This is a genomic window from Crassaminicella indica (genome assembly GCF_019203185.1).
In the GTDB taxonomy this organism is placed as follows: Bacteria; Bacillota; Clostridia; order Peptostreptococcales; family Thermotaleaceae; genus Crassaminicella; species Crassaminicella indica.
On the sequence record NZ_CP078093.1, the window covers coordinates 2,285,385 to 2,307,291 of the forward strand.

General features: G+C 30.2%; 25 protein-coding genes and 1 tRNA gene. 25 read left to right on the forward strand and 1 reads right to left on the reverse strand.

The annotated features are described in order from the left end of the window. The first annotated feature begins 47 nt into the window (after window positions 1-47). The 15 genes from KVH43_RS10815 (at window position 48) to pyrR (ending at window position 11,183) form a co-directional block, all read left to right on the forward strand. Window positions 48-1,076, forward strand: a complete 1,029-nt coding sequence (locus tag KVH43_RS10815) for an NAD(P)H-dependent glycerol-3-phosphate dehydrogenase (protein WP_218282538.1) — start codon at window positions 48-50, stop codon at window positions 1,074-1,076. 161 nt (window positions 1,077-1,237) lie between these two features. Next, window positions 1,238-2,716: a stage IV sporulation protein A gene (gene spoIVA, locus KVH43_RS10820; protein ID WP_218282539.1), complete on the forward strand. Its 1,479-nt coding sequence runs from the start codon at window positions 1,238-1,240 to the stop codon at window positions 2,714-2,716. An 85-nt stretch (window positions 2,717-2,801) separates the two neighbouring features. Then, a tRNA-Pro gene (locus tag KVH43_RS10825) sits at window positions 2,802-2,878 on the forward strand. 254 nt (window positions 2,879-3,132) lie between these two features. Further along, complete coding sequence (locus KVH43_RS10830; RefSeq protein WP_218282540.1) at window positions 3,133-4,389, forward strand: biotin/lipoyl attachment domain-containing protein; 1,257 nt, start codon at window positions 3,133-3,135, stop codon at window positions 4,387-4,389. A 22-nt stretch (window positions 4,390-4,411) separates the two neighbouring features. Then, a complete protein-coding gene (locus tag KVH43_RS10835) occupies window positions 4,412-5,110 on the forward strand; it encodes a YggS family pyridoxal phosphate-dependent enzyme (RefSeq protein ID WP_218282541.1) in 699 nt (232 codons plus the stop codon). A 13-nt stretch (window positions 5,111-5,123) separates the two neighbouring features. Next, window positions 5,124-5,564 (forward strand): cell division protein SepF, encoded by a 441-nt coding sequence (locus tag KVH43_RS10840; protein ID WP_218282542.1) that lies wholly within the window; start codon window positions 5,124-5,126, stop codon window positions 5,562-5,564. A gap of 18 nt (window positions 5,565-5,582) precedes the next feature. Next, on the forward strand, window positions 5,583-5,846 hold the full coding sequence (locus KVH43_RS10845; protein ID WP_218282543.1) for a YggT family protein: 264 nt from the start codon (window positions 5,583-5,585) through the stop codon (window positions 5,844-5,846). A 13-nt stretch (window positions 5,847-5,859) separates the two neighbouring features. Further along, window positions 5,860-6,648 carry a YlmH family RNA-binding protein gene (locus KVH43_RS10850; RefSeq protein WP_218282544.1) on the forward strand — a complete coding sequence of 263 codons (789 nt, stop codon included), beginning with the start codon at window positions 5,860-5,862 and terminating at the stop codon, window positions 6,646-6,648. A gap of 13 nt (window positions 6,649-6,661) precedes the next feature. Continuing rightward, complete coding sequence (locus tag KVH43_RS10855; RefSeq protein WP_218282545.1) at window positions 6,662-7,198, forward strand: DivIVA domain-containing protein; 537 nt, start codon at window positions 6,662-6,664, stop codon at window positions 7,196-7,198. Between the two features lie 131 nt (window positions 7,199-7,329). After that, on the forward strand, window positions 7,330-8,031 hold the full coding sequence (locus KVH43_RS10860) for a 5'-methylthioadenosine/adenosylhomocysteine nucleosidase (protein WP_218282546.1): 702 nt from the start codon (window positions 7,330-7,332) through the stop codon (window positions 8,029-8,031). A 150-nt stretch (window positions 8,032-8,181) separates the two neighbouring features. Further along, a complete protein-coding gene (locus KVH43_RS10865) occupies window positions 8,182-8,460 on the forward strand; it encodes a DUF5665 domain-containing protein (RefSeq protein ID WP_218282547.1) in 279 nt (92 codons plus the stop codon). 10 nt (window positions 8,461-8,470) lie between these two features. Then, window positions 8,471-9,145 carry a TraR/DksA C4-type zinc finger protein gene (locus KVH43_RS10870; RefSeq protein ID WP_218282548.1) on the forward strand — a complete coding sequence of 225 codons (675 nt, stop codon included), beginning with the start codon at window positions 8,471-8,473 and terminating at the stop codon, window positions 9,143-9,145. A gap of 81 nt (window positions 9,146-9,226) precedes the next feature. Beyond that, on the forward strand, window positions 9,227-9,667 hold the full coding sequence (lspA, locus tag KVH43_RS10875; protein WP_218282549.1) for a signal peptidase II: 441 nt from the start codon (window positions 9,227-9,229) through the stop codon (window positions 9,665-9,667). Between the two features lie 15 nt (window positions 9,668-9,682). Further along, window positions 9,683-10,606, forward strand: a complete 924-nt coding sequence (locus tag KVH43_RS10880; protein ID WP_218282550.1) for an RluA family pseudouridine synthase — start codon at window positions 9,683-9,685, stop codon at window positions 10,604-10,606. A 34-nt stretch (window positions 10,607-10,640) separates the two neighbouring features. Further along, complete coding sequence (gene pyrR / locus KVH43_RS10885) at window positions 10,641-11,183, forward strand: bifunctional pyr operon transcriptional regulator/uracil phosphoribosyltransferase PyrR (RefSeq protein WP_218282551.1); 543 nt, start codon at window positions 10,641-10,643, stop codon at window positions 11,181-11,183. Between the two features lie 11 nt (window positions 11,184-11,194). Here pyrR and KVH43_RS10890 read toward each other — a convergent pair whose 3' ends face one another. Then, entirely contained in the window at window positions 11,195-12,976 is a 1,782-nt protein-coding gene (locus tag KVH43_RS10890) for an Rqc2 family fibronectin-binding protein (RefSeq protein WP_218282552.1), read from the reverse strand. Between the two features lie 311 nt (window positions 12,977-13,287). Between KVH43_RS10890 and KVH43_RS10895 the strand changes: the two genes are divergently transcribed. From KVH43_RS10895 to KVH43_RS10940, 10 genes are all read left to right on the forward strand, one after another. Continuing rightward, on the forward strand, window positions 13,288-14,169 hold the full coding sequence (locus KVH43_RS10895; RefSeq protein WP_218282553.1) for a YicC/YloC family endoribonuclease: 882 nt from the start codon (window positions 13,288-13,290) through the stop codon (window positions 14,167-14,169). 11 nt (window positions 14,170-14,180) lie between these two features. Further along, window positions 14,181-14,453 (forward strand): extracellular matrix/biofilm regulator RemA, encoded by a 273-nt coding sequence (gene remA / locus KVH43_RS10900; RefSeq protein WP_218282554.1) that lies wholly within the window; start codon window positions 14,181-14,183, stop codon window positions 14,451-14,453. A gap of 26 nt (window positions 14,454-14,479) precedes the next feature. Beyond that, window positions 14,480-15,100 carry a guanylate kinase gene (gene gmk, locus KVH43_RS10905; protein WP_218282555.1) on the forward strand — a complete coding sequence of 207 codons (621 nt, stop codon included), beginning with the start codon at window positions 14,480-14,482 and terminating at the stop codon, window positions 15,098-15,100. Beyond that, window positions 15,094-15,297 carry a DNA-directed RNA polymerase subunit omega gene (rpoZ, locus tag KVH43_RS10910; RefSeq protein ID WP_218282556.1) on the forward strand — a complete coding sequence of 68 codons (204 nt, stop codon included), beginning with the start codon at window positions 15,094-15,096 and terminating at the stop codon, window positions 15,295-15,297. The genes gmk and rpoZ overlap by 7 nt, the downstream gene beginning before the upstream one ends. Before the next feature lie 12 nt (window positions 15,298-15,309). Further along, entirely contained in the window at window positions 15,310-16,503 is a 1,194-nt protein-coding gene (gene coaBC, locus KVH43_RS10915; RefSeq protein ID WP_218282557.1) for a bifunctional phosphopantothenoylcysteine decarboxylase/phosphopantothenate--cysteine ligase CoaBC, read from the forward strand. A gap of 61 nt (window positions 16,504-16,564) precedes the next feature. After that, complete coding sequence (priA, locus tag KVH43_RS10920) at window positions 16,565-19,036, forward strand: primosomal protein N' (RefSeq protein ID WP_218282558.1); 2,472 nt, start codon at window positions 16,565-16,567, stop codon at window positions 19,034-19,036. Window positions 19,037-19,050: 14 nt separating this feature from the next. Further along, window positions 19,051-19,491 carry a peptide deformylase gene (def, locus tag KVH43_RS10925; protein WP_218282559.1) on the forward strand — a complete coding sequence of 147 codons (441 nt, stop codon included), beginning with the start codon at window positions 19,051-19,053 and terminating at the stop codon, window positions 19,489-19,491. A 9-nt stretch (window positions 19,492-19,500) separates the two neighbouring features. Next, window positions 19,501-20,430: a methionyl-tRNA formyltransferase gene (gene fmt, locus KVH43_RS10930; RefSeq protein ID WP_218282560.1), complete on the forward strand. Its 930-nt coding sequence runs from the start codon at window positions 19,501-19,503 to the stop codon at window positions 20,428-20,430. 1 nt (window position 20,431) lies between these two features. Next, window positions 20,432-21,190, forward strand: coding sequence for a DUF116 domain-containing protein (locus tag KVH43_RS10935; protein ID WP_218282561.1), 759 nt, complete (start codon window positions 20,432-20,434; stop codon window positions 21,188-21,190). A gap of 1 nt (window position 21,191) precedes the next feature. Beyond that, window positions 21,192-21,887: a zinc metallopeptidase gene (locus KVH43_RS10940; protein ID WP_218282562.1), complete on the forward strand. Its 696-nt coding sequence runs from the start codon at window positions 21,192-21,194 to the stop codon at window positions 21,885-21,887. The last annotated feature ends 20 nt before the right edge of the window (window positions 21,888-21,907 follow it).

Sequence of the window (21,907 nt, forward strand, 5' to 3'; positions counted from 1 at the left end):
CTGCTTCACAGTACGGAACCAAAATCTTGATTAAAGGAGGGGTTACAATGAAATCAAGTATTAGTGTGATTGGAGCAGGAAGCTGGGGTACGGCTTTAGCTATTTCTCTTTCTAAAAAGGGACATTATGTGAATTTATGGATGAGAAATGAAGAACAATTTTTTCAAATAAAAAAAACAAGAGAAAATATTAAGTATTTACCAGGAGTGATTCTACCAGATAATATCGAGATATTTAACGATATCTGTGATGCTGTAAAAGCTTCAGATATTATATTATTAACAGTTTCTTCTCAAGCTGTAAGAAAAGTAATTAGAAGCTTTAAAGATATAGTGCGTGAAGATCAGATTATTGTAAATGCAGCAAAAGGATTAGAAAACACTACCCTTCTTAGAATATCAGAAGTAGTAAAAGAAGAGCTTCCAAGAAATTCTTTTGCAGTTTTGTCTGGGCCTTCTCATGCTGAGGAAGTGTGTAGAGATATGCCGACTACATTAGTTGTTGCATCTTATGAAAAAAATGTTGCAGAGTACATACAAGATGTGTTTATATCTCCTAAATTAAGAGTGTATACAAATCCAGATGTTATTGGTGTTGAGCTTGGTGGGGCCCTTAAAAATGTCATTGCTTTAGGAGCAGGAATATCTGATGGTTTAGGATTTGGAGATAATGCAAAAGCTGCTCTTATGACTAGAGGGATTACTGAGATATCAAGACTTGGTCAAGCGATGGGTGCAGATTTGAATACATTTGCAGGTTTAACAGGTATTGGAGATTTAATTGTAACCTGTACAAGTATGCATAGTAGAAATAGAAGATGCGGTATTCAAATCGGACAAGGAAAAAAGCTAAAAGATGCAGTGCGGTCAATAGGTATGGTAGTGGAAGGTGTTGTTACTACAGAGGTTGCCTATAAACTATCTAAAAAATATGAAGTAGAAATGCCGATTGCAACTGAAATTTATAATATACTTTATAATAATAGCGATGTGAGAGAAGCTGTAGTAAACTTAATGATGAGAAGTAGAACACATGAGATTGAAGAAGTAGCTCAAAATAAAAAATTTGAATGGTAAAAGGATAGCTTATTTTGCTATCTTTTTTATTTGTTTAAAAGGCATAATCTATTATAAGAGGTCATATATATATATTGTTAATACATACCATAATCTAGAAAGTAAGATTTTTAATTGTTTATGATTTTAATAAATATTTATGATTAAAGGGGTGAACGGAAATGGAAAGATTCGATATATATAAAGATATTGCAGAAAGGACGCAGGGGGATATTTATATAGGGGTTGTAGGACCAGTACGAACAGGAAAGTCAACATTTATAAAAAGGTTTATGGAATTATTGGTTTTACCTAATATTGAAAATGCATACAGAAAAGAAAGAGCTAAAGATGAATTGCCACAAAGTGGAGCAGGAAAAACCATTATGACAACAGAGCCTAAATTTGTACCAAATGAAGCTATAGAATTAACTTTAAAAGACAATGCTAAGTTCAAAGTAAGACTTGTAGACTGTGTAGGTTATTTAGTAAAGGGTGCAATGGGACATGAAGAAAATGGAAAACCTAGAATGGTAACAACACCCTGGTATGAGAAGGAGATTCCTTTTGTAGAAGCTGCAGAAATAGGAACAAAAAAAGTTATTAAAGATCATTCAACAATAGGTTTAGTCATTACAACAGATGGGACTATAACGGATATTGATAGAAATAGTTACATAGAAGCAGAGGAAAGAGTAATTAAAGAGTTAAAAGATATGAATAAGCCCTTTGTTGTAATTGTAAACTCTTTAAATCCTCAAGCTGAAGAAACAATCATACTAAAAAAACAATTAGAAGAAAAATATAATGTGCCAGTTGTAGCAACTGATTGTGCAAAGATGAACATAGAAGATATCAATGATATATTAGAGAATGTTTTATTTGAATTTCCAATCAAGGAAATCAATATTACACTGCCAGGATGGGTTGAAGGGTTAGAAACAACTCATTGGCTTAAGGATAAGATCATTTATTCTGTAAAACAGTGGAGTCAAGAGGTTAGGAAAATAAATGATATAAGAAATGCAGTAGGAAAATTTTTGGATATGGATGTAATAGCTGAAGCAGGTCTTAGTGATATTGCTTTAGGAGAAGGAATTGCCCATATTGAAATGAAAACACAAGACGGATTATTCTACAATATTTTAGAAGAAATAACTGGCTATAAAATTGAGGGAGATCATCAATTATTAGGACTTATAAAAGAATTCTCAAGAGCAAAGAAAGAATATGATAGAGTAGAAAAAGCGTTAAAGGATGTAAAAGATACAGGGTATGGTTTAGTATCACCAAGATTAGAAGAACTTGAACTAAAAGAACCAGAAATTTTTAAGCATGGCAATAGATTTGGTGTAAAATTAAGAGCGAATGCGCCATCTCTTCATTTGATAAGAACAGATATTACTACTGAAGTCTCTCCAATTGTTGGGACAGAAAAAGAAAGCGAAGAGCTATTAAAATATTTATTAGATGAGTTTAAGTCAGATCCAAAAAAAATATGGGAAACAAATATGTTTGGCAAATCCCTTCATGATATGGTAAAAGAACAGCTAGAGCATAAATTATTTATGATGCCAGAGGATGCAAGAAATAAAATGCAAAAAACACTACAAAAGATTATCAATGATGGAAGTGGTGGTTTGATTTGTATCATCCTATAGTAGCAACAGAATAGATAGGGGGTTTTCCCTATCTATTTTCCCCTTGAAATTATTTCAAATTTGAGTATAATATAGATAGAGTTATCTGGGTGTGGCGCAGTTTGGTAGCGCGCTAGAATGGGGTTCTAGAGGCCCCGGGTTCAACTCCCGGCACTCAGACCAAAAAAAACATTAAAGCTATGAATATTCATAGCTTTAATGTTTTTGTTTATCGATAACAAAGCTGTATAAGAGGTTTATATTAAATATGGGAATATTTCCAATAAATTTCAAGCTGCTTTAAGAGGTAGCTTTTTTATTTTTGCTACCAAGAGGTAGGACTGTGTAACTAATTTAAATAATTCAAAATAAAATGAAGGAAAATAAGCAAGTGTGAAGAATTATAAACATAAAATGGACTAGTAGGTGAAGAAAAAGTGACAAGAAAAAAACGCAATAGACGGAAAAGAAAAAGCAGATTGCGGTATTTCTTTTTGGGAATTATATTATTCTATTTCATCATAAAATTCATGCCGATGCTTGTGTCTTTTTCTAATGAAACAAGTATTGCTGAGTATGGAAATATTCAAGTGATAGATCAATTAAATTGCTATATAATTAGAAATGAAAAAGTGATTAAAAGTAATTTTGAAGGAGAGCTACGATATTTTGTTCAAGAAGGAGAAAAAGTTGAAAATGGGTATAAGGTGGCTGAAATCTCTAAGGACCATATTGATGATATAACTAGAAAGAAATTAGAGATATTAAATCAAAGAATTGAAAGTATAAAAAAGAATGAGAATAGCTTGTTTCAAAGTGATATAAAAAAAATTGACGAAGAATTAAATAAAATAATTAATGATATAAAAGAATATAAAGAAAAAGGAAACTTATTAGCTATTGAACAATTAAAAATAGAACTGACTAATAAATTAGAGAAAAAAAGAATTATTACAGGAGATAAAAGCTTTGCTGGAAAAAACCTAGAAACCTTAGAATTAGAGCAAGAAAATTTGCAAGAAAAAATAAATAATGCAATTTGTTGGATAAAAAGTCCTGCATCGGGTATTATTAGTTATCATATTGATGGATATGAAGATTTATTAACTCCAAAAAATATGGCTACGATTGAATTAGAAAGCTTAAAAAATATGAAGAGCCAAATAACAGATTTAAGAGCTGAAAAAGCTATTAAGAATCAACCATTATTTAAGATTGTTGATAATAATAGGTGGTATATGATTGCTTGGTTAGATAGGGAAAAATCAGAAAAATATAAAGTGGGGAGAAGGGTGATTTTTAAATTCCCTCAAAGAGAAGTAAAGGGGAAAGTGTATCAAATAATCGAAAATGTAAAGAATAATATGGTAATCTTTCAAATAGATCAATATGTGGAGAATTTTTATAGTATGAGAAATATTGATTTAGAGGTAATTCCAGTAAAATATGAAGGGTTAAAAATATATAAGGATAGCATTGTAGAAATAGATGGAAAAAAAGGCGTGTTTGTCCTTGATGTGAATAGACATGCAAGATTTAAACCTATTAAAGCAATAGGATATGATGATGAATATGCAATTATTCAAAGTAATGTTTTTTATAATAAAAATGGAGAAAGAGTAAGTACTGTAAAATTATATGATGAAGTTGTTAGAAATGGTTCAAAGGTTAAACAAGGACAAATGATATATTAATAGAATAGATGGAGGGAAAAATATGTCTTACATTGAGAAAAACATAAAGGATTTAAGAGAAGAAATTAATGAAACATGTAGGAAAATAGGAAGAAATCCTGAAGAAATTCAATTAATTGCTGTTACTAAAACAGTAGATCCTGAGAGGATTAATGAAGCTATTCATGCAGGAGTTGAGCATATAGGAGAAAATAAAGTTCAAGAAATAATGGAAAAATATGATGTTGTGTCTAATGTTCATTGGCATATGATAGGACATTTACAGACTAATAAAGTAAAATATATTATAGATAAAGTAAAATTGATCCATTCATTAGATAGAATAAGCTTAGCAGAGGAAATCAATAAGCGTGCAAAGAAGCATAATAAAATTATGGATGTATTAGTACAGGTAAATGTTGCTAATGAGGAGACAAAATTTGGATTGGCTAGTAATGAAGTACTTGAATTTTTTGAGAAGATACAGATATTCGAACATATTAGAGTTAGGGGGTTGATGACTATTGCTCCATATGAAGAAAATCCTGAAAATGTTCGAAAGTATTTCAAAAAATTAAAGGAAATATTTGAAACAATTAAAATAAAAGGATTTCCACGGGTAGATATGAAATATTTATCAATGGGTATGACTAATGATTTTAAAGTGGCTATTGAAGAAGGTTCGAATATGATACGTGTTGGTACAGGAATCTTTGGAAGAAGAAATTATAATAAGTTATAAAGGAGGATAAAAGATGTCAGGAAAATTTGTAGATAAAGTAAAATATTTTATGGGATTAGATGATTATGAAGAAGATGAAGACGAAGTAGTTGAGACATCTGTTGAATACGATGAGCCTATTACACCGATACAGAGTAAAAAAAATAAAATTGTAAATATACATACAACAACACAAATGAAGGTTGTAGTTTATGAGCCTACTGAGTTTGAAGAAGCACCTAGTATTGTTGACAATCTTAAAAATCGAAAGCCTGTTATTATTAATTTAGAAAAGCTAGAACCTGAACTAGCAAAAAAATTATTTAATTTTGTTAATGGAGCTGTATATGCTTTGGATGGGAGTATTCAAAAGGTTTCAACGGGGATATTTATTTTAGCACCTAGCAATGTAGATATATCAGGAAATATAAATGAAGAATTGAAAAATACAGCCTTGTTTCCTTGGAATAAATAACTATTAGGTGGTGATCACATGTGGATGATTCAGCGATCAGTAGATTATTTTTTTAGAGTGTTAGATTTTTTAATCATTGCAAGAATTCTCATGTCATGGTTAAATCCAAACCCATATTCAACAATCCCTAAGCTAATTTATCAATTAACAGAACCAATACTGGCTCCTTTTAGGAATTTACTTTTTAGATTTGGATTAGGAAGAGGAATGATTGATTTTTCACCTATCATAGCAGTTATTTTTTTAGATTTTATTAGAAATATTATTATAGGATTACTTTAGAGAGTGTGATGATTTGATTAATAAAGAAGCATTGATAAAGCATATAAAAAATAATGAAGAACGACAAATTGTAATGAAGACCTTAAATAAGGTCGATAGTGTATTGAAAAGTTATAGAGTATGTATAACAGATTTTTATGATCCTTATCAAATATCCTTATGTATTCCTGTATTGAATCAAATTAGGGATATAAACTATTTAGTAACAGGGGGATATGAAACTGCAGAAAGAAGGGTAATAATTATTTATCCTGAATATATGGAAATAGAGGAAGAAGACTATCCTATTGGTGCTATAAAAATTTCTGGAAAGTTCATGAAGGATTCATTAAACCATAGAGATTTTTTAGGCGCAGTTTTGGGATTAGGATTAAAGAGAGAAAAAATCGGAGATATTTTAGTTGGAGATGGACAAGCAAATATTATTGCATATAAAGAACTTTGTGATTATATTTTGTTGAATTTAGAAAAAGTATCTAAATATAAAGTAAATATTGAAAGCATTTCTTTTAATGATTTGATGAAGGTTGAAAAGCATTTTAAGATTATCTATGGGACTGTATCATCTTTAAGGCTAGATAGTATTTTAAGTGCAGGCTTTGGAGAATCAAGAAATACTATATCGAAGCTTATACATAATAACAGGGTGAAAGTAAATTTCAAGCCAGTGAATCAACCATCATATGTCCTTCATGAAGGAGACTTGATATCCTTTAAAGGTAGAGGAAGAATAATATTAGATCAAATTGGAGATAAAACAAAAAAGGATAGATACAAAGTGATTATAAAAAGAATAGTCTAGGGGAGAGGATATAATGATTACACCACTTGAGATTCAAAATAAAGAATTTAAAAAAGGGATCAGAGGCTATAAGGAAAGTGAAGTTGATGAATTTTTAGATAAAATCATTATAGATTATGAAAATTTATACAAAGAGAATATAGAATTGAAAGATAAAATTGCTATGCTGAATGAGCAGATAGAAAAATATGAAAACTTAGAAAAGACTCTAAATAACACTTTGGTTTTTGCGCAAAGCACTGCTGAAGAGGTTTCAAAAAATGCACAAAAAAAAGCAGAATTAATAATACAAGAAGCTGAGGGGAAGGCCACAAAAATTATAGAAGATGCAAAGGCGAAGGTTTCTGATATTCAGAAAGAATATGAAGAAGGTAAAAAGCAATTGCATATTTTTAAAACAAGATTTAAAACTCTCTTAGAAGCACAATTGGAAGCGGTTATGGCTAGTTGCAAGGAAATAGTTGAAGATATTGAAGAGGTTAAGGAATTGAATGAAGTTGAGGAAGACAAGGAATTTGATAAAGTTACTTTAGTTAAGGAAGCTGAATAATTTACAAATAAAAATTCTCGTCTTGAACGAGAATTTTTGTTTGCAAATTTCCCAGGGAATAAAATAAAAAGCAAATATTGAATTTGAAGATAAACATCTATATAATAAAGCAAGAAAGAGGAGGTTGAAAAATGAATATGATAGGTATTATAGGAGCAATGGATGAAGAAATTCAAATTTTAAAGGAAAAAATGCAATTGGAAAAAGAAATGCATTTTGCAGGAATGATTTTTTATAAGGGAAAGTTAATGGGAAAAGATATTGTAGTTGTAAGAAGTGGTATAGGAAAAGTAAATGCAGCTATTTGTACGCAGGTTTTAATAAGTAATTTTCATGTAGATACGATTATCAATACAGGTGTTGCTGGTGCTGTACATGATGAATTGAATGTTGGTGATATTGTTGTTGCAAGGGATGTAATAGAACATGATTTTGATGTTACGGCATTTGGGGGGTATGCATTAGGACAAATTCCTAGAATGGACGAATATATATTTAAAGCAGATGAGAGGTTAGTTGAAATTGCAGTAAAGGCTAGTGAAAAAGAAACGACTAAATATAAAACAACGATAGGAAGAATTGTATCTGGTGATGTTTTTATTGCATCACCAGAAAAGAAAGATTTTTTATGGAAAGAATTTAGAGCTTTTTGTGCAGAAATGGAAAGTGCAGCAATTGGACATACTGCTTATTTAAATAAGATTCCTTTTGTAATAATTAGAGCTATGTCTGATAAGGCAGATGGATCAGCTCATGTGAATTTTAATGAGTTTGTTATAGAAGCTGCAAATAATTCAGTTGAAATTGTATTGAATATGTTAAAAAATATGTAATTAAAAATATTATAAATAGAAAAAGGATAGAATGAGGATCAATATTCTATCCTTTTTTTTTACATAGAAGAGATACAAATAGGGGAAAATAAAATTAATATTTTGTAAGATATAAAGGAAAAATATTATTCACAAGCTGGGGGAATAATAATGGATGAGGAGAGAATTGGACACCTTGAAAAAAATATAGAGAAAATTTCAAAAGAGTTAGAAAGAGCAAAAATAGGTGAATACGTTGATATTATGAATAATCCCAAAAGATTATTATACATTAATTTTATAGGAGGATTAGCTAGGGGGCTAGGAACAGCTATAGGTCTTACAATTTTAGCTGCGGTGTTTTTTTATTCCCTACAAAAGACAGTAGATCTACCCTTGATAGGAAGGTATATTGCAGAGTTAATAGATATTATAGAAAATTATAGGTGAGGAGGATTATATGAATCAAAGTAGATTACAGTATTTTAAAGAGAAGCTATTAAAAGAAAGAAAAGAGGTAGTAGAAGCTTTAGATAGAATGGAAAAAAATGAACCGAATGAATCCATGCAGAATTATTTTGACGAGCTATCTATGTATGATAATCATCCTGCAGATATAGGAACAGAAACTTTTCAAGTGGAAATGAATTTCAATTTAAAAAAGAATGAAGCATTGGCACTTGAAGAAATTGATGAGGCCCTACAAAGAATACAGAAAGGTACATATGGAAAATGTAGCAATTGTGGAGAAGATATATCTGAAGAAAGACTTGAAATTATCCCTACTACAAAAAAGTGTATAGCATGTGAGAAGGATAGCTTTGAGATAAAGGATGAAATTCACACAAGACCAGTTGAAGAAAAGAATTTTAAATACCCCTTTGGAAGAACTTATATGGATACTAATGATGATTATAATGGGTTTGATGGAGAAGATGCACTTCAGGCTGTAGCTAGATTTAATAAGACTGATGAGAAGCATATGGCACTAGATTGGTATGATAATAATATGTATGATGAAAATGTATCAGGAACAGTAGAATTTGTGGATAATATTAGTGATGACTTTTATGTAGGGCAGCTTGAAGGAAAAGAAAGGCGAGATATACCAAATAGACAAAAAAGAAAAAAGTGAAGCTTTGCTTCACTTTTTTGTAATAAAAGTCTTAAAATTATGTTATAATCAGAGAGATATGGATTTAGGGGGATGGATAGAATGAATTATTTATTAGTTTTATTGATAGTTATACTTGACCAAGCCTCGAAGGTTATGGTGCAGAGTAAATTTTTAGTAAACGAGTCTGTACCTATTATAAAAAATATATTTCATCTTACATATGTACAAAATGTTGGAGCTGCTTTTGGCATATTAAAAAATCAAAAAATGTTTTTTATATTGATGACAATTTTTGTTATTGGTGGAATTGTATTATTTTTACATAAGCATAAAAATTGGCATAAACTTGTACCATATAGCTTGAGCTTAATTGTAGGAGGAGCTATTGGAAATTTAATTGATCGCGTAAGACTTGGATATGTAGTGGATTTTTTTGATTTTAGAATTTGGCCTGTATTTAATATTGCTGATATTAGTATTGTTGTAGGAGCTGTATTGCTTTCTTATTATTTAATTTTCTTAGATAAAGTTCATAATTAGAAAGGAAGAATTTTATTGGACATTCAGAAGTTTATTGTTGATGAAGTAGATGAAGATACTAGATTAGACTTGTATTTATCAAATCAATTAGTAGAATTATCAAGAAGTTATATACAAAAGTTGATAGAAAAGGGAAAAGTAAAAATTAATGGAAATGTTACTAAAATAAAAAAATATAAGGTAATGGAAAATGATCAGATAGAAATTGAAATACCAGCTCCAGAGGTATTAAAAATTGAACCAGAAAATATACCTATTGAAATTGTATATGAAGACGATGATTTACTTGTGGTGAATAAACCTCAAGGAATGGTGGTTCACCCTGCACCAGGAAATTATCATGGGACATTGGTGAATGCACTTATGTATCATTGCAAAAATCTATCTTCTATCAATGGTGTGATTAGACCAGGAATTGTTCATAGAATAGATAAAGATACTAGTGGTCTTTTAATGGTTGCTAAAAGTGATCAAGCTCATAAGGGGCTTGCTGAGCAGTTAAAAGAACATTCGATCAATAGAAGATATATAGCTTTAGTTCATGGGAATATTAAAGAAGAAAAGGGTACGATTTCTGCCCCTATTGGAAGACATCCTGTAGATAGATTAAAAATGGCGGTAGTAGATAGAAATGGTAAAGATGCAACTACTCATTTTACTGTATTAAAACGATTTAAAGAATATACACTTATTGAGGCAAGACTAGAAACGGGTAGAACCCATCAAATTAGAGTACATATGGCATATATTAATCATCCATTAGTAGGAGATCCAACCTATGGTCCTAAAAAACAAAAGTTTCGTTTAAATGGACAAATGCTGCATGCAAAAGTTATAGGCTTTGTACATCCTATTAAGGGTGAGTATATGGAATTTACATCTGATTTACCAGATTATTTTAAAAATTTGATAAAAATACTTGATGATAAAATATCATAAGTATCAATATAAATTTAGGGGAAGAGGTGGAAGGATGAAATTTAAAGCAAAGATTATGGATGAAAAAGCTATACAAAGGGCTACTACTAGAATTGCTCATGAAATTATTGAAAAGAATAAGGGGGTTGAGGATGTTGTTTTGGTTGGAATCAAAACAAGAGGAGTACCCTTTGCTAAAAGAATTGCTGAAAAAATAGAGGATATTGAAAAAGAAAAAGTAAATGTTGGTACTATAGATATTACTCTATATAGAGATGATTTAACTAAGGTAGATGAAAATCCGATATTAAATGATACAGAAATAAACTTTGATATTAATGAAAAAATTGTAGTCCTTGTGGATGATGTATTGTATACAGGGAGAACTGTAAGAGCTGCTTTAGATGGTATTATGGATATTGCTAGACCTAAAGCTATACAGCTGGCGGTTTTAATAGATAGAGGTCATAGAGAGCTTCCAATTCGAGCAGATTACGTAGGGAAGAATGTGCCTACTTCTAAGGCAGAAGTTATTCGTGTTCAATTTGAAGAAGTAGATCAGATCAATCAAGTTACAATTAGTAAATTTGATAAATAATAAATCCAAGTTTATGACTTGGATTTATTATTTTCTAGGATTTTTACAATATTTTCTCTAGGTGTAATATATATGGTTTTATAATTTTCATAGATAACCATTCCCGGCTTTGCACTTTTAGGTTTTTTTACGTTTTTTACTTGTGTATAATCTACAGGAACATTACTGGACATTTTTCCCTTACTATGAAATGCAGCAAGCTCAGCAGCTTCTAGTATGGTGGTTTCTGGAACTTCTTTATTATGACTAATTATAACCACATGTGAACCAGGAATATCTTTTGTATGAAACCATAAATCTTTCTTAGAAGCGATTTTTAAAGTTAACTGGTCATTTTGTTTATTATTTTTTCCTACAAGAATTTCAAAGCCATCTGATGAAATAAATGATAATGGTTTACTTGCAATATTTTTTTTAGTAGAAGCTAAGCTTTTCTTTTTCTTGATATAGCCTTCATCTATGAGTTCTAATCTGATTTCTTCAATCTCTGATAAGCTAGATGCATTTTCAATTGTATGCAGTAAATTTTCAAAATATTGTATTTCATCTTTTGTATCTTTTAATTGTTTTTGTATTTCTTTTTGAGCAGTTTTAGCTTTTGTATATTTTTTAAAGTATTTTTGAGCATTTTGAGCTGGTGATAAATTGGTGTTTAAAGGGATGGATATAGTACTTGCATCAGGATCATAATAGTTAATAACTTCTATTTGTGCATCTCCTTTTTTTACAAGATGTAAATTAGCTGTTAGTAGTTCCCCATAAATTTTATGTGTTTCTAAATTTGAAGCTGTGATGAATTCTTCTTGTAGTTTTTGACTTTTATTATACAACTTATGAATTGTATTTGTAACAAATTTTCTTAAATCACTAGATTTTTGCTTTAATCGATGGAACAAATCTCTTTTGATATAATACTCTTCAAGGACTGTACTAATAGAATCAAAATCAATATATTTATAGATTTTTTCATATATTTTCAAGTGATTACAATAAAAATCTACAACATGCTCATTTTCTTTAGATACAATGATATTAGGTGTAAAAGAATCTTTTGATAAAAGCATAAAATCATTTAAAGCGTTCCACAGAGCTTGATAATTGTCAGATGATAAATCAGCAATTGCTTTATCATCATGTATATTTGCTCTAAAACAAATTTCTCTAGAAGCTGTAGGACTAATGCCTTGCATAGATGTGTAGATTGCTTTATATATAGGTGTTCCTAAAGAAGAACGCTTGAGTGCTTTTGTAAATGCTTCAAACGGTATATTTATTGGATTTACTTTTCCCTGGCTTGGTGGAGCAATATAAGCTTTATTAGGTAAGACTTCTCTGTAACGATTAATATCACTAGAGATTCTTTTAATGCTGTCGATGATTTTATTTTCTGATTTGTCAATCAATATGATATTGCTGTGTTTTCCCATGATTTCAATAATCAACTGTTTAATGCTCATAAAACCTAATTCATCATAGCTTTCTATATCTATGACAATGATTCTTTCAAATTCTTTTTGACGAATATCTAAAATTCTGCCTCCTTGAAGATGCTTTCTAAGGAGCATACAGAACATAGGAGGGGTTTGTGGATTGATTTTATCTATTTTAGTAAGATGAATTCGTGGATTTTTGCTACTTGCAGATATTAAAAGCTTATATTTTTCTTTAAAGGCTCTTATAAAAATATTTATTTCATCTGCTTCTGGCTGATAGATTTTTTCAATTTTACCTTTTTGTATTTTATTTTTTAGTTCATTGACAATCGCTGAAATTACCATTCCATCAAAAGGCATATGCATTCCTCCAAATTTTAATATTTCATCATTCAAGTATATCATTCTTTGAAATAATTTAAAAGTTGTTAATAAATGTATAAGATCATACAAAAATAAATAATATATAGAAGGTAATCTTAAATTTTTGTATAATAGGATAAAGTACAATATTTATGATAATATCTTAATATAAATTGATAAAAGCTCAAGAAAATTCTTTTATAGGTCTTAATTTTTGTCAATAAAAATGATATAATTGTGATTTATGAGAGAGCCTTTATTCTTTTTGATAAAAAGAATTTCAATAATATATGGAAGGATGAAAAAATATGATTAAGAGTATGACTGGGTTTGGAAGAGGTGAAGCGAAGGATATTGAAAGACAATTTGTTGTTGAAATAAAATCTGTTAATCATAGATATAATGATATTGTTATAAGAATGCCAAAAAGACTTATATATTTAGAAGATCAACTTAAGAATCTTATTAAAGAATATATAAAAAGAGGAAGAGTAGAAGTTTATATAACTTTAGAGAATATAGGAGATACAGATACAAGAATTTCTGTTAATGAGCCATTAGCTAAGCAGTACATAGATTGCTTAAAAAGAATTAAAGATGAATTTAGTGTATTAGATGATATTTCTGTTTCTTTAGTATCAAAATTTCCTGATGTGATAAAAGTATCGCCAAAGGAAGAAGATGAAGATGCTGTTTGGAATTGTTTAAAAGAAGCTGTATCTAATGCTTTACAAAAATTAATGAAAATGAGAGCTTCAGAAGGAGTAAAGCTTGCTGAGGATATTAATAATCGTTGCACATACATTGCTGATATTGTAAATAAAATTGAAAATAGGTCACCAAGTGTAGTTTTAGAGTATAAGCAAAGACTTTATGATAGGATTCGCGAATTATTAGATGATGATGTTGAAATAGATGAAAATCGCTTAAGTATGGAGGTTGCATTGTTTGCTGACAAATGCAGCATAACTGAAGAAATAGTAAGATTAAAAAGTCATGTTGATCAACTAAAAAAGACATTAAAGGAAAGTCATCCTATTGGTCGAAAGCTTGATTTTTTAATACAAGAAATGAATAGAGAAATTAATACAGTAGGATCAAAATCAAGTGATTTAGAAATTACAAATTATGTAGTAGATATTAAAAGTGAGTTAGAAAAAATAAGAGAACAAGTGCAAAACATAGAATAGGGGGACTATAAATGAGTATAAAATTGATAAATATAGGTTTTGGAAATATTGTATCAGCAAATAGATTAGTAGCTATTGTAAGTCCTGAATCAGCACCTATCAAAAGAGTAATTCAAGAAGCTAGAGAACGTGGAATGCTGATTGATGCTACATATGGTAGAAGAACTAGAGCGGTAATTATTACAGATAGTGACCATATTATATTATCAGCTGTACAACCTGAAACTGTTGCACATAGATTATCAAACAAGGAAGAAAATAAAGACATGGTAGACCATGATTAAAAAGGAATAGTAAAAGGGGAATGCAAATGATGAAGAAAGGATTATTACTAGTCATTTCAGGACCATCTGGTACTGGAAAAGGAACTGTTTGTAAGGAATTGTTAAAAAGAGAAAAAGATATAAAAATTTCTATATCTGCGACTACTAGAAAACCGAGAGATGGAGAAGTAAATGGAATCAATTATTACTTTGTAGATCAAGATATATTTGAAAGTCAAATTTCAAAGGGTGAATTTTTTGAATATGCAAAGGTTTATGATCATTATTACGGTACTCCTAAAAAATATGTGATGGATGAAATCGATAAAGGAAATGATGTTCTTTTAGAGATTGATATTCAAGGTGCATTACAAATAAAGGAAAAATATCCTAAAGGTGTATTTATATTTATATTGCCGCCATCAATGAAGGAGTTGAAAAAGAGGATTGTTGGTAGAGGTACGGAATCTGAAGAAGCGATCTCAAAAAGATTTGGTAGTGCATTAGGTGAAATTGATTATGTGAGAGAATATGATTATTTTGTAATTAATGATGAAGTTGAAGAAGCTGTTGAAAAAATAAGATCAATTATAAGAGCGGAAAAATGTAAAGTAAAAGAAAATATAGAAGAGATTATTTCAAGATTGAAGGAGGAAATATTATGTTAAAGCCATCAGTAAATAAATTAATGAAAAAAGTAGATAGTCGATATTCATTAGTAATAGCTACTTCAAAGAGAGCTAGAGAAATTATTGACGGAGCTGAACGTTTGATACATGTTGATTCAAATAAGCCTGTAACGATTGCTACTTATGAAATTGCTGAAGATGCAATTATATGTAAAAGTGAAGAAATAGAGAAGTAATGGGGTGCAGTTATGAATAAAAATGTTGTAGTTGGTGTAACTGGCGGTATAGCAGCATATAAGGCAGCAGATGTTGTAAGCCGATTAAAAAAGCATGGATTTGATGTAAATGTGATCATGACAAAATCTGCACAACAATTTGTTCATCCGCTAACATTTCAATCTTTATCTCAAAATTATGTTGTCACGGATATGTTTGAAGAACCTAAAACTTGGGAGGTTGAGCATATATCTCTTGCCAATAAGGCAGATTTGTTTTTAGTTGTGCCGACAACAGCAAATGTAATTGGGAAAATAGCTAATGGTATTGCAGATGATATGTTAACAACAACTATAATGGCTACAAGGGCACCTGTTATGATGGCACCGGCTATGAATACAAATATGTACGATAATCCTATTGTTCAGGGAAATATAGAAAAATTAAAAGGATTAGGGTTTCATTTTATTGAACCAGCAGTAGGGAGACTTGCTTGTGGAGATTATGGAAAAGGAAAGCTTGCTGAGCCTGAAGCAATTGTCAATGAAGCTATAAAGCTTTTAGCGATGAATAAAGACCTAGAAGGCAAAAAAATTCTTGTTACAGCAGGTCCTACAAAAGAGCCTATTGATCCTGTAAGATATATTACAAATCATTCATCTGGCAAAATGGGATATGCTGTTGCAGAAAAGGCAGCAGCTAGAGGTGCGCAGGTCATATTAATATCAGGACCTACAAATCTAAAAAAACCAATTGGTGTAAAAATAATCGATATAAATACTGCAAATGAAATGTATAAAGCGGTACTGGATCATTTTGAATGGGCAGATATTGTTATAAAATCAGCTGCAGTTGCTGATTATCGTCCAAGCTTTGTGTCAGATAATAAAATAAAAAAAGGTGATAATGATTTTTCTATTCAGCTTACTAGAAATCCTGATATTTTAATGGAACTAGGAAAGCGAAAAAAGAATAATCAAGTGCTCGTTGGTTTTGCTGCTGAAACACAAAACATACTTGAAAATGCAAAAAAGAAGATAGAAAAGAAAAATCTTGATTTTATTGTGGCAAATGACCTGATGAAGAAAGGTGCTGGTTTTAATAGTGATACAAACATTGCAACTATTATAGATAAAGATGGATATATAGAGCATTGTGAAAAAATGGAGAAGAAAGAGCTTGCAGATAAGATATTAGATAAGGCAAAAATTTTACTAGAGGAGTAGGGCTACCTGCTCCTTTGCTGTTGAAAGTACTATAATGAGTAAAACCATGGAGGAAAATTCTATGGAGAAAATAGAATTTGTAAAAGTAATTATTAACAATAAAAGTAATCGAACAGATAGGGAATATACATATGGAGTTTCAAAATCTCTACAAGAAAAGATATGTATAGGATCTAGAGTGATTATTCCATTTGGACAAGGAAATAAGCTGATAGAAGGGTATGTAGTAGATCAAGTAGATAAGATTGATTTTGATTATTCGAAGATAAAATATGTAAAAGAGATTGTAGATGAAAAAGCTTTTGTATCAAAAGAATTAATAGATCTATGTAGATGGATGAAAGAAAAATATATGTGTAGATTCATAGATGCTATTCAATGTGTTATACCGACAGGAGCATCATTAAGGTCAAAAAAGGTTATTACATTAAGTGATACTTTTTCGGAAAAGGAATTGTCAAATTATAATCTTTCATCAAAACACATGAAAATTATAAAATTGCTTCTTACGCGTAAAAAAGTAACAGATGTTTTTTTGAAAAATACTTTCAAGGATATTGATATTCAACCTTTGCTAAAAAGTCTAGCGGATAAAAAGATTATTATTATTAAAACGAATTTAAAGGGAGATGTAAATACAGCTTTTGAAAAAATAATAAGATTATGTAATACAGAAGAACCTATGAAATTAATAGAAAAATTAAGTAAGAATGCAAAAAAACAAAGAGAAATTTTATTTTATTTAGCTGAGCATAAGGAAGTAATATGGTCTGAATTAAGAGAAGCTATGAATATATCAACAAGTACAATAAATATTCTTTTAAAGAAGGGCTTTATAGAGGTTGATTTAGTAAAAAAAAGAAGAAAGCCTTATGAACATATGCAGATAGCTTCTACCAAACCTTTAACGCTTACAGAAGAACAGTCTCAAGCAGTCAAAAAGATTGTTCCATATATTCAAAAAAATGAGTATAGCCCTTTTTTAATTCATGGGGTTACTGGAAGTGGGAAAACAGAAATTTATATGCAGCTTATTGATACTGTATTAGAGCAAGGAAAAGAAGCTATTGTACTTGTCCCAGAAATAGCTTTAACAACACAAATGATTGAGAGGTTTAAAGGAAGATTTGGAAATATTGTAGCAGTGCTTCATAGCAAACTTTCATTAGGAGAAAGATATGATGAATGGAATCGTATTGACCAAGGAGAAGTTAAAATAGTTATTGGTGCTAGATCAGCTGTTTTTTCTCCTTTTCATAATCTAGGTATTATTATTATAGATGAAGAGCATGAGTACACATATAAATCGGAAGCTAATCCAAAATATCATACTATTGATGTGGCAAAATTTCGATGTCAAAAAAATAATGCTGTATTGATTTTAGGTTCTGCTACTCCTTCTATTGAAAGTTATACGAATGCTCTTGAGGGAGAATATATTAAAATAAAGCTACAGAGTAGATTTAATAATAATCCTATGCCACATGTAGAAATAGTGGATATGAGAAAGGAATTAGATAAAGGAAATAAGAGTGCTTTTAGTGAAAGCTTATATAAAGGAATTATGAATAATTTAAAAAAGGGAGAACAAACTATATTATTTTTAAATAGGAGAGGATATGCTACATTTATTTCATGTAGAAAATGTGGATATGTAGTAAAATGTCCTTATTGTGAAATATCATTAACTTATCATGCGTCTTCTAACAAAGCATCTTGTCATTATTGTGGCTATACAAAAATTCCGCCGAATATTTGTCCAGATTGTAAGAGTAAATATATAAAATATTTTGGAGTAGGGACGGAAAAAATTGAAAATTTAACAAAAAAATATTTTCCTAAAGTAAGGGTAGCAAGATTAGATTTAGATACTACATCCAAAAAAGGAGCTATGGATCAAATTATTTTTAAATTTAGAAAAGGAGATATTGATATTTTAATTGGTACTCAAATGGTTGCAAAAGGGTTAGATTTTCCAAATGTGACTCTAGTAGGAGTGATTGCTGCTGATGTTAGCTTGAATTTACCTGATTTTAGAGCAGCTGAGAAGACTTTTCAGCTTATAACTCAAGTTGCAGGAAGAGCAGGAAGGGGGAATGGTTTAGGACGGGTGATAGTGCAAACCTATGAGCCAGAGCATTTTTCAATTACTTCAGCTCAGAAGCATGATTATATTTCTTTTTACAATCAAGAAATTATGATAAGAAAGGAATTTATGTATCCCCCTTATTCAAAATTGATAAATATATTATTTACAGGAAAAAATGAATCTGATCTAATAAAGGTAGCAAATAATTTTGCAAATAGCTTAAAAGAAAAATTACTTCAGTATAACATAAAGGAAGTAGTTTTTGGACCACATCCAGCCCCTTTGTCTAAAATAAAAGAAAAATATAGGTGGCAAATTATTATCAAAAGCAAACCAGTTGACCAAAATGTAATTAAGGGTATAATAAATTATATGAGATTAGAAAAAGAGTATCTAAAAAATATAAATATAAGCATGGATATAGACCCTTATAGTATGCTTTAAAAAGGAGGAAAACTATGGCTATTAGGAATATTGTAAAGGATAAAGATCCAGTATTAAGAAAAAAGTCAAGAGTTGTTGAGAAAGTAGATGAAAGAATACAAACACTTATAGATGATATGGCAGATACAATGTATAATGCAGATGGAGTTGGTCTTGCAGCACCTCAGGTAGGTATATTAAAGAGAATTATTGTTATAGATGTAGGAGAAGGATTAATTGAGCTGATCAATCCTGAAATTGTAGAAAAAAAAGGAGAGCAGATAGACGCGGAAGGCTGTTTAAGTGTTCCTGGTGTTACTGGAGATGTTAAAAGACCTAAATGGGTAAAAGTAAAAGGGTTGGATAGAAATGGAAATCCAGTAGAAATGGAAGGAAAAGATTTATTAGCAAGAGCATTTTGTCATGAAATTGATCATCTAGAGGGAATATTATTTATAGACAAAGTAATAAAGTAGGAGGTACTTATGAAGATTGTATTTATGGGAACGCCAGATTTTGCAGTTCCTTGTTTAACAAAAATTATAGATAGCAAACATGAAGTCTTAGCTGTTGTGACACAACCAGATAGACCTAAAGGAAGAGGGAAAAAATTAACCCCTCCACCAGTAAAAGTAAAGGCTATGGAATACAACATAAAAGTTTTACAACCAGAAAAAATAAAAGAAGAGAGTGTTATTAGGGAAATAGAAAAACTAGCACCAGATTGTATTGTGGTGGTTGCATTTGGACAAATTTTACCGAAGCAAATTTTAGAGATTCCACCACTTGGATGTATTAATGTGCATGCATCATTACTGCCTAAATATAGGGGTGCAGCACCTATTAATTGGGCTATTATTAACGGAGAAAAAGTATCAGGTGTAACTACTATGTATATGGAAGAAGGCTTAGATACAGGAGATATGATCCTAAAAAAAGAAGTGCTTATTGAAGAAAAAACAGCAGGGGAGCTGCACGATGAGTTATCTTTAGAAGGTGCTATACTGCTAGAAAAAACTTTAGAGTGTATTGCTAAAAAAAATGCACCAAGAGAAAAACAGGATGATGAAAAGAGCTCATATGCTCCTATGTTGGATAGAAATACAGGTAAAATAGATTGGAAAAATTCAGCAGAATCTATTTACAATTTAATACGTGGCTTAAATCCGTGGCCGTCTGCTTTTACTACTTATAAAGCAGAAAAGGTTAAGATTTGGAAAGCAAAAGTTATATGTGAAAATTGCAACGAAGTGCCGGGTAAAATCATAAAAATTAATAGAGATGGCTTATTTGTATGTACAGGAGAAGGTGTATTAATTATAGAAGAAATACAATTTCCAAATAGCAGACGTATGACGGTAGATGATTATTTGAGAGGTCATAAAATAGAAAATAATATCATTTTAGGTGAATAGAATGTTTAAAAAAAATAATACGGTTTTTATAACAATGCTTTTTCTTTTGGTCATTTTATTTGTTGTTGTTGGATTTTTATCACTGTATTTAGTTAAATCTAGCAATCTTGTATTATATAAGCTTGTTTTGAACATAATATTTGTAATAGCTATGCTAGTGAGTATTTTTATTTTTACAAATCTCATTATCATTATGAAATTACTAAACACTAAAAATATTTCTTCTCTTTCAAGAAGATGGCTTCAGTTTTCTTTAAAATATATCTATACCAATCTTATTAATATTACTAGGCTTTTAGGGTTAGATAAAAATAAGATAAGAAGTGTTTTTTCCGAATTGAATAATCAATTAATATTGTTATCAAATATTCATGTAAAGCCTGAGGAGATATTAATACTCCTTCCACATTGTCTGCAAAAGAATAGCTGTCCTTACAAAATAACAAATAATATTAATAATTGCAAAAGATGTGGCCTATGCGATATAGACAAATTAATTGAGCTGAAGGAAAAATATAATACACAATTATTTGTTGCTACAGGAGGAACGCTTGCAAGAAAGATTATAGGAGAAACAAAGCCAAAGGCTATTATAGCAGTAGCTTGCGAAAGAGATCTAAGCAGTGGTATTTTGGATGTAAAAACATTGCCTGTTATAGGAATTTTAAACGAAAGACCAGAGGGTCCTTGCGTAAATACGCGAGTAAATTTGCAAGATGTTGAAAAAGCTATTCATCATTTTATAGGTAAGGAGGAATGAGATGTTTTATTCACCTTATTATGGATTAGGTCCAGGTATGATTTTTTTAATTCCTGCAATTATTTTTGCAATGTATGCTCAAATGAAGGTAAGATCGACATTTAATAAATATTTAAGTATTCAAAATACAAGAGGCTATACGGGAGCACAAGTAGCTAGAATGCTTTTAGATAGAAATGGTATGCATCATATACCTATTGAGTATATAGGTGGACATTTATCGGATCATTATGATCCTAGAAAAAAAGTTTTAAGACTTTCGCAAAGCGTATACAATGGGACTTCTATTGCTTCAATAAGTGTGGCTGCACATGAGGTGGGGCATGCTATTCAAGATAATGTGGGATATATTCCTTTAGCATTAAGAAATACGATTGCACCTATAGCAAGCTTTGGTTCTCAGGCAGTTTGGTTGCTTGTTTTTGCAGGATTGATACTAGGAATAGGATCTTTAATAGATATTGGAATATTATTTTACTTAGCAGCTGTAATTTTTCAAGTAATCACTTTACCTGTTGAATTTAATGCAAGTAGTAGAGCAATAGAACAGCTACAAATAAATGGTTTGATTACAAGTATTGAAGTAGCTCCGTCAAAGAAGGTTTTAAACGCAGCTGCACTTACTTATGTGGCAGCAATGGCTGTTTCGATTGCTCAATTATTAAGATTGATGCTGCTAAGAAATAGAAGAGACTAAAAATGCACCCGAGTAGGGTG

Coding starts and splice junctions, on each gene's coding strand:
- KVH43_RS10815 (WP_218282538.1), top strand. CDS start 48: ATGAAATCAAGTATTAGTGTGATTGGAGCAGGAAGCTGGGGTACGGCT.
- spoIVA (WP_218282539.1), top strand. CDS start 1,238: ATGGAAAGATTCGATATATATAAAGATATTGCAGAAAGGACGCAGGGG.
- KVH43_RS10835 (WP_218282541.1), top strand. CDS start 4,412: ATGTCTTACATTGAGAAAAACATAAAGGATTTAAGAGAAGAAATTAAT.
- KVH43_RS10840 (WP_218282542.1), top strand. CDS start 5,124: ATGTCAGGAAAATTTGTAGATAAAGTAAAATATTTTATGGGATTAGAT.
- KVH43_RS10845 (WP_218282543.1), top strand. CDS start 5,583: ATGTGGATGATTCAGCGATCAGTAGATTATTTTTTTAGAGTGTTAGAT.
- KVH43_RS10855 (WP_218282545.1), top strand. CDS start 6,662: ATGATTACACCACTTGAGATTCAAAATAAAGAATTTAAAAAAGGGATC.
- KVH43_RS10860 (WP_218282546.1), top strand. CDS start 7,330: ATGAATATGATAGGTATTATAGGAGCAATGGATGAAGAAATTCAAATT.
- KVH43_RS10865 (WP_218282547.1), top strand. CDS start 8,182: ATGGATGAGGAGAGAATTGGACACCTTGAAAAAAATATAGAGAAAATT.
- KVH43_RS10870 (WP_218282548.1), top strand. CDS start 8,471: ATGAATCAAAGTAGATTACAGTATTTTAAAGAGAAGCTATTAAAAGAA.
- lspA (WP_218282549.1), top strand. CDS start 9,227: ATGAATTATTTATTAGTTTTATTGATAGTTATACTTGACCAAGCCTCG.
- pyrR (WP_218282551.1), top strand. CDS start 10,641: ATGAAATTTAAAGCAAAGATTATGGATGAAAAAGCTATACAAAGGGCT.
- KVH43_RS10890 (WP_218282552.1), bottom strand. CDS start 12,976: ATGCCTTTTGATGGAATGGTAATTTCAGCGATTGTCAATGAACTAAAA.
- KVH43_RS10895 (WP_218282553.1), top strand. CDS start 13,288: ATGATTAAGAGTATGACTGGGTTTGGAAGAGGTGAAGCGAAGGATATT.
- remA (WP_218282554.1), top strand. CDS start 14,181: ATGAGTATAAAATTGATAAATATAGGTTTTGGAAATATTGTATCAGCA.
- gmk (WP_218282555.1), top strand. CDS start 14,480: ATGATGAAGAAAGGATTATTACTAGTCATTTCAGGACCATCTGGTACT.
- rpoZ (WP_218282556.1), top strand. CDS start 15,094: ATGTTAAAGCCATCAGTAAATAAATTAATGAAAAAAGTAGATAGTCGA.
- coaBC (WP_218282557.1), top strand. CDS start 15,310: ATGAATAAAAATGTTGTAGTTGGTGTAACTGGCGGTATAGCAGCATAT.
- priA (WP_218282558.1), top strand. CDS start 16,565: ATGGAGAAAATAGAATTTGTAAAAGTAATTATTAACAATAAAAGTAAT.
- def (WP_218282559.1), top strand. CDS start 19,051: ATGGCTATTAGGAATATTGTAAAGGATAAAGATCCAGTATTAAGAAAA.
- fmt (WP_218282560.1), top strand. CDS start 19,501: ATGAAGATTGTATTTATGGGAACGCCAGATTTTGCAGTTCCTTGTTTA.
- KVH43_RS10935 (WP_218282561.1), top strand. CDS start 20,432: ATGTTTAAAAAAAATAATACGGTTTTTATAACAATGCTTTTTCTTTTG.
- KVH43_RS10940 (WP_218282562.1), top strand. CDS start 21,192: ATGTTTTATTCACCTTATTATGGATTAGGTCCAGGTATGATTTTTTTA.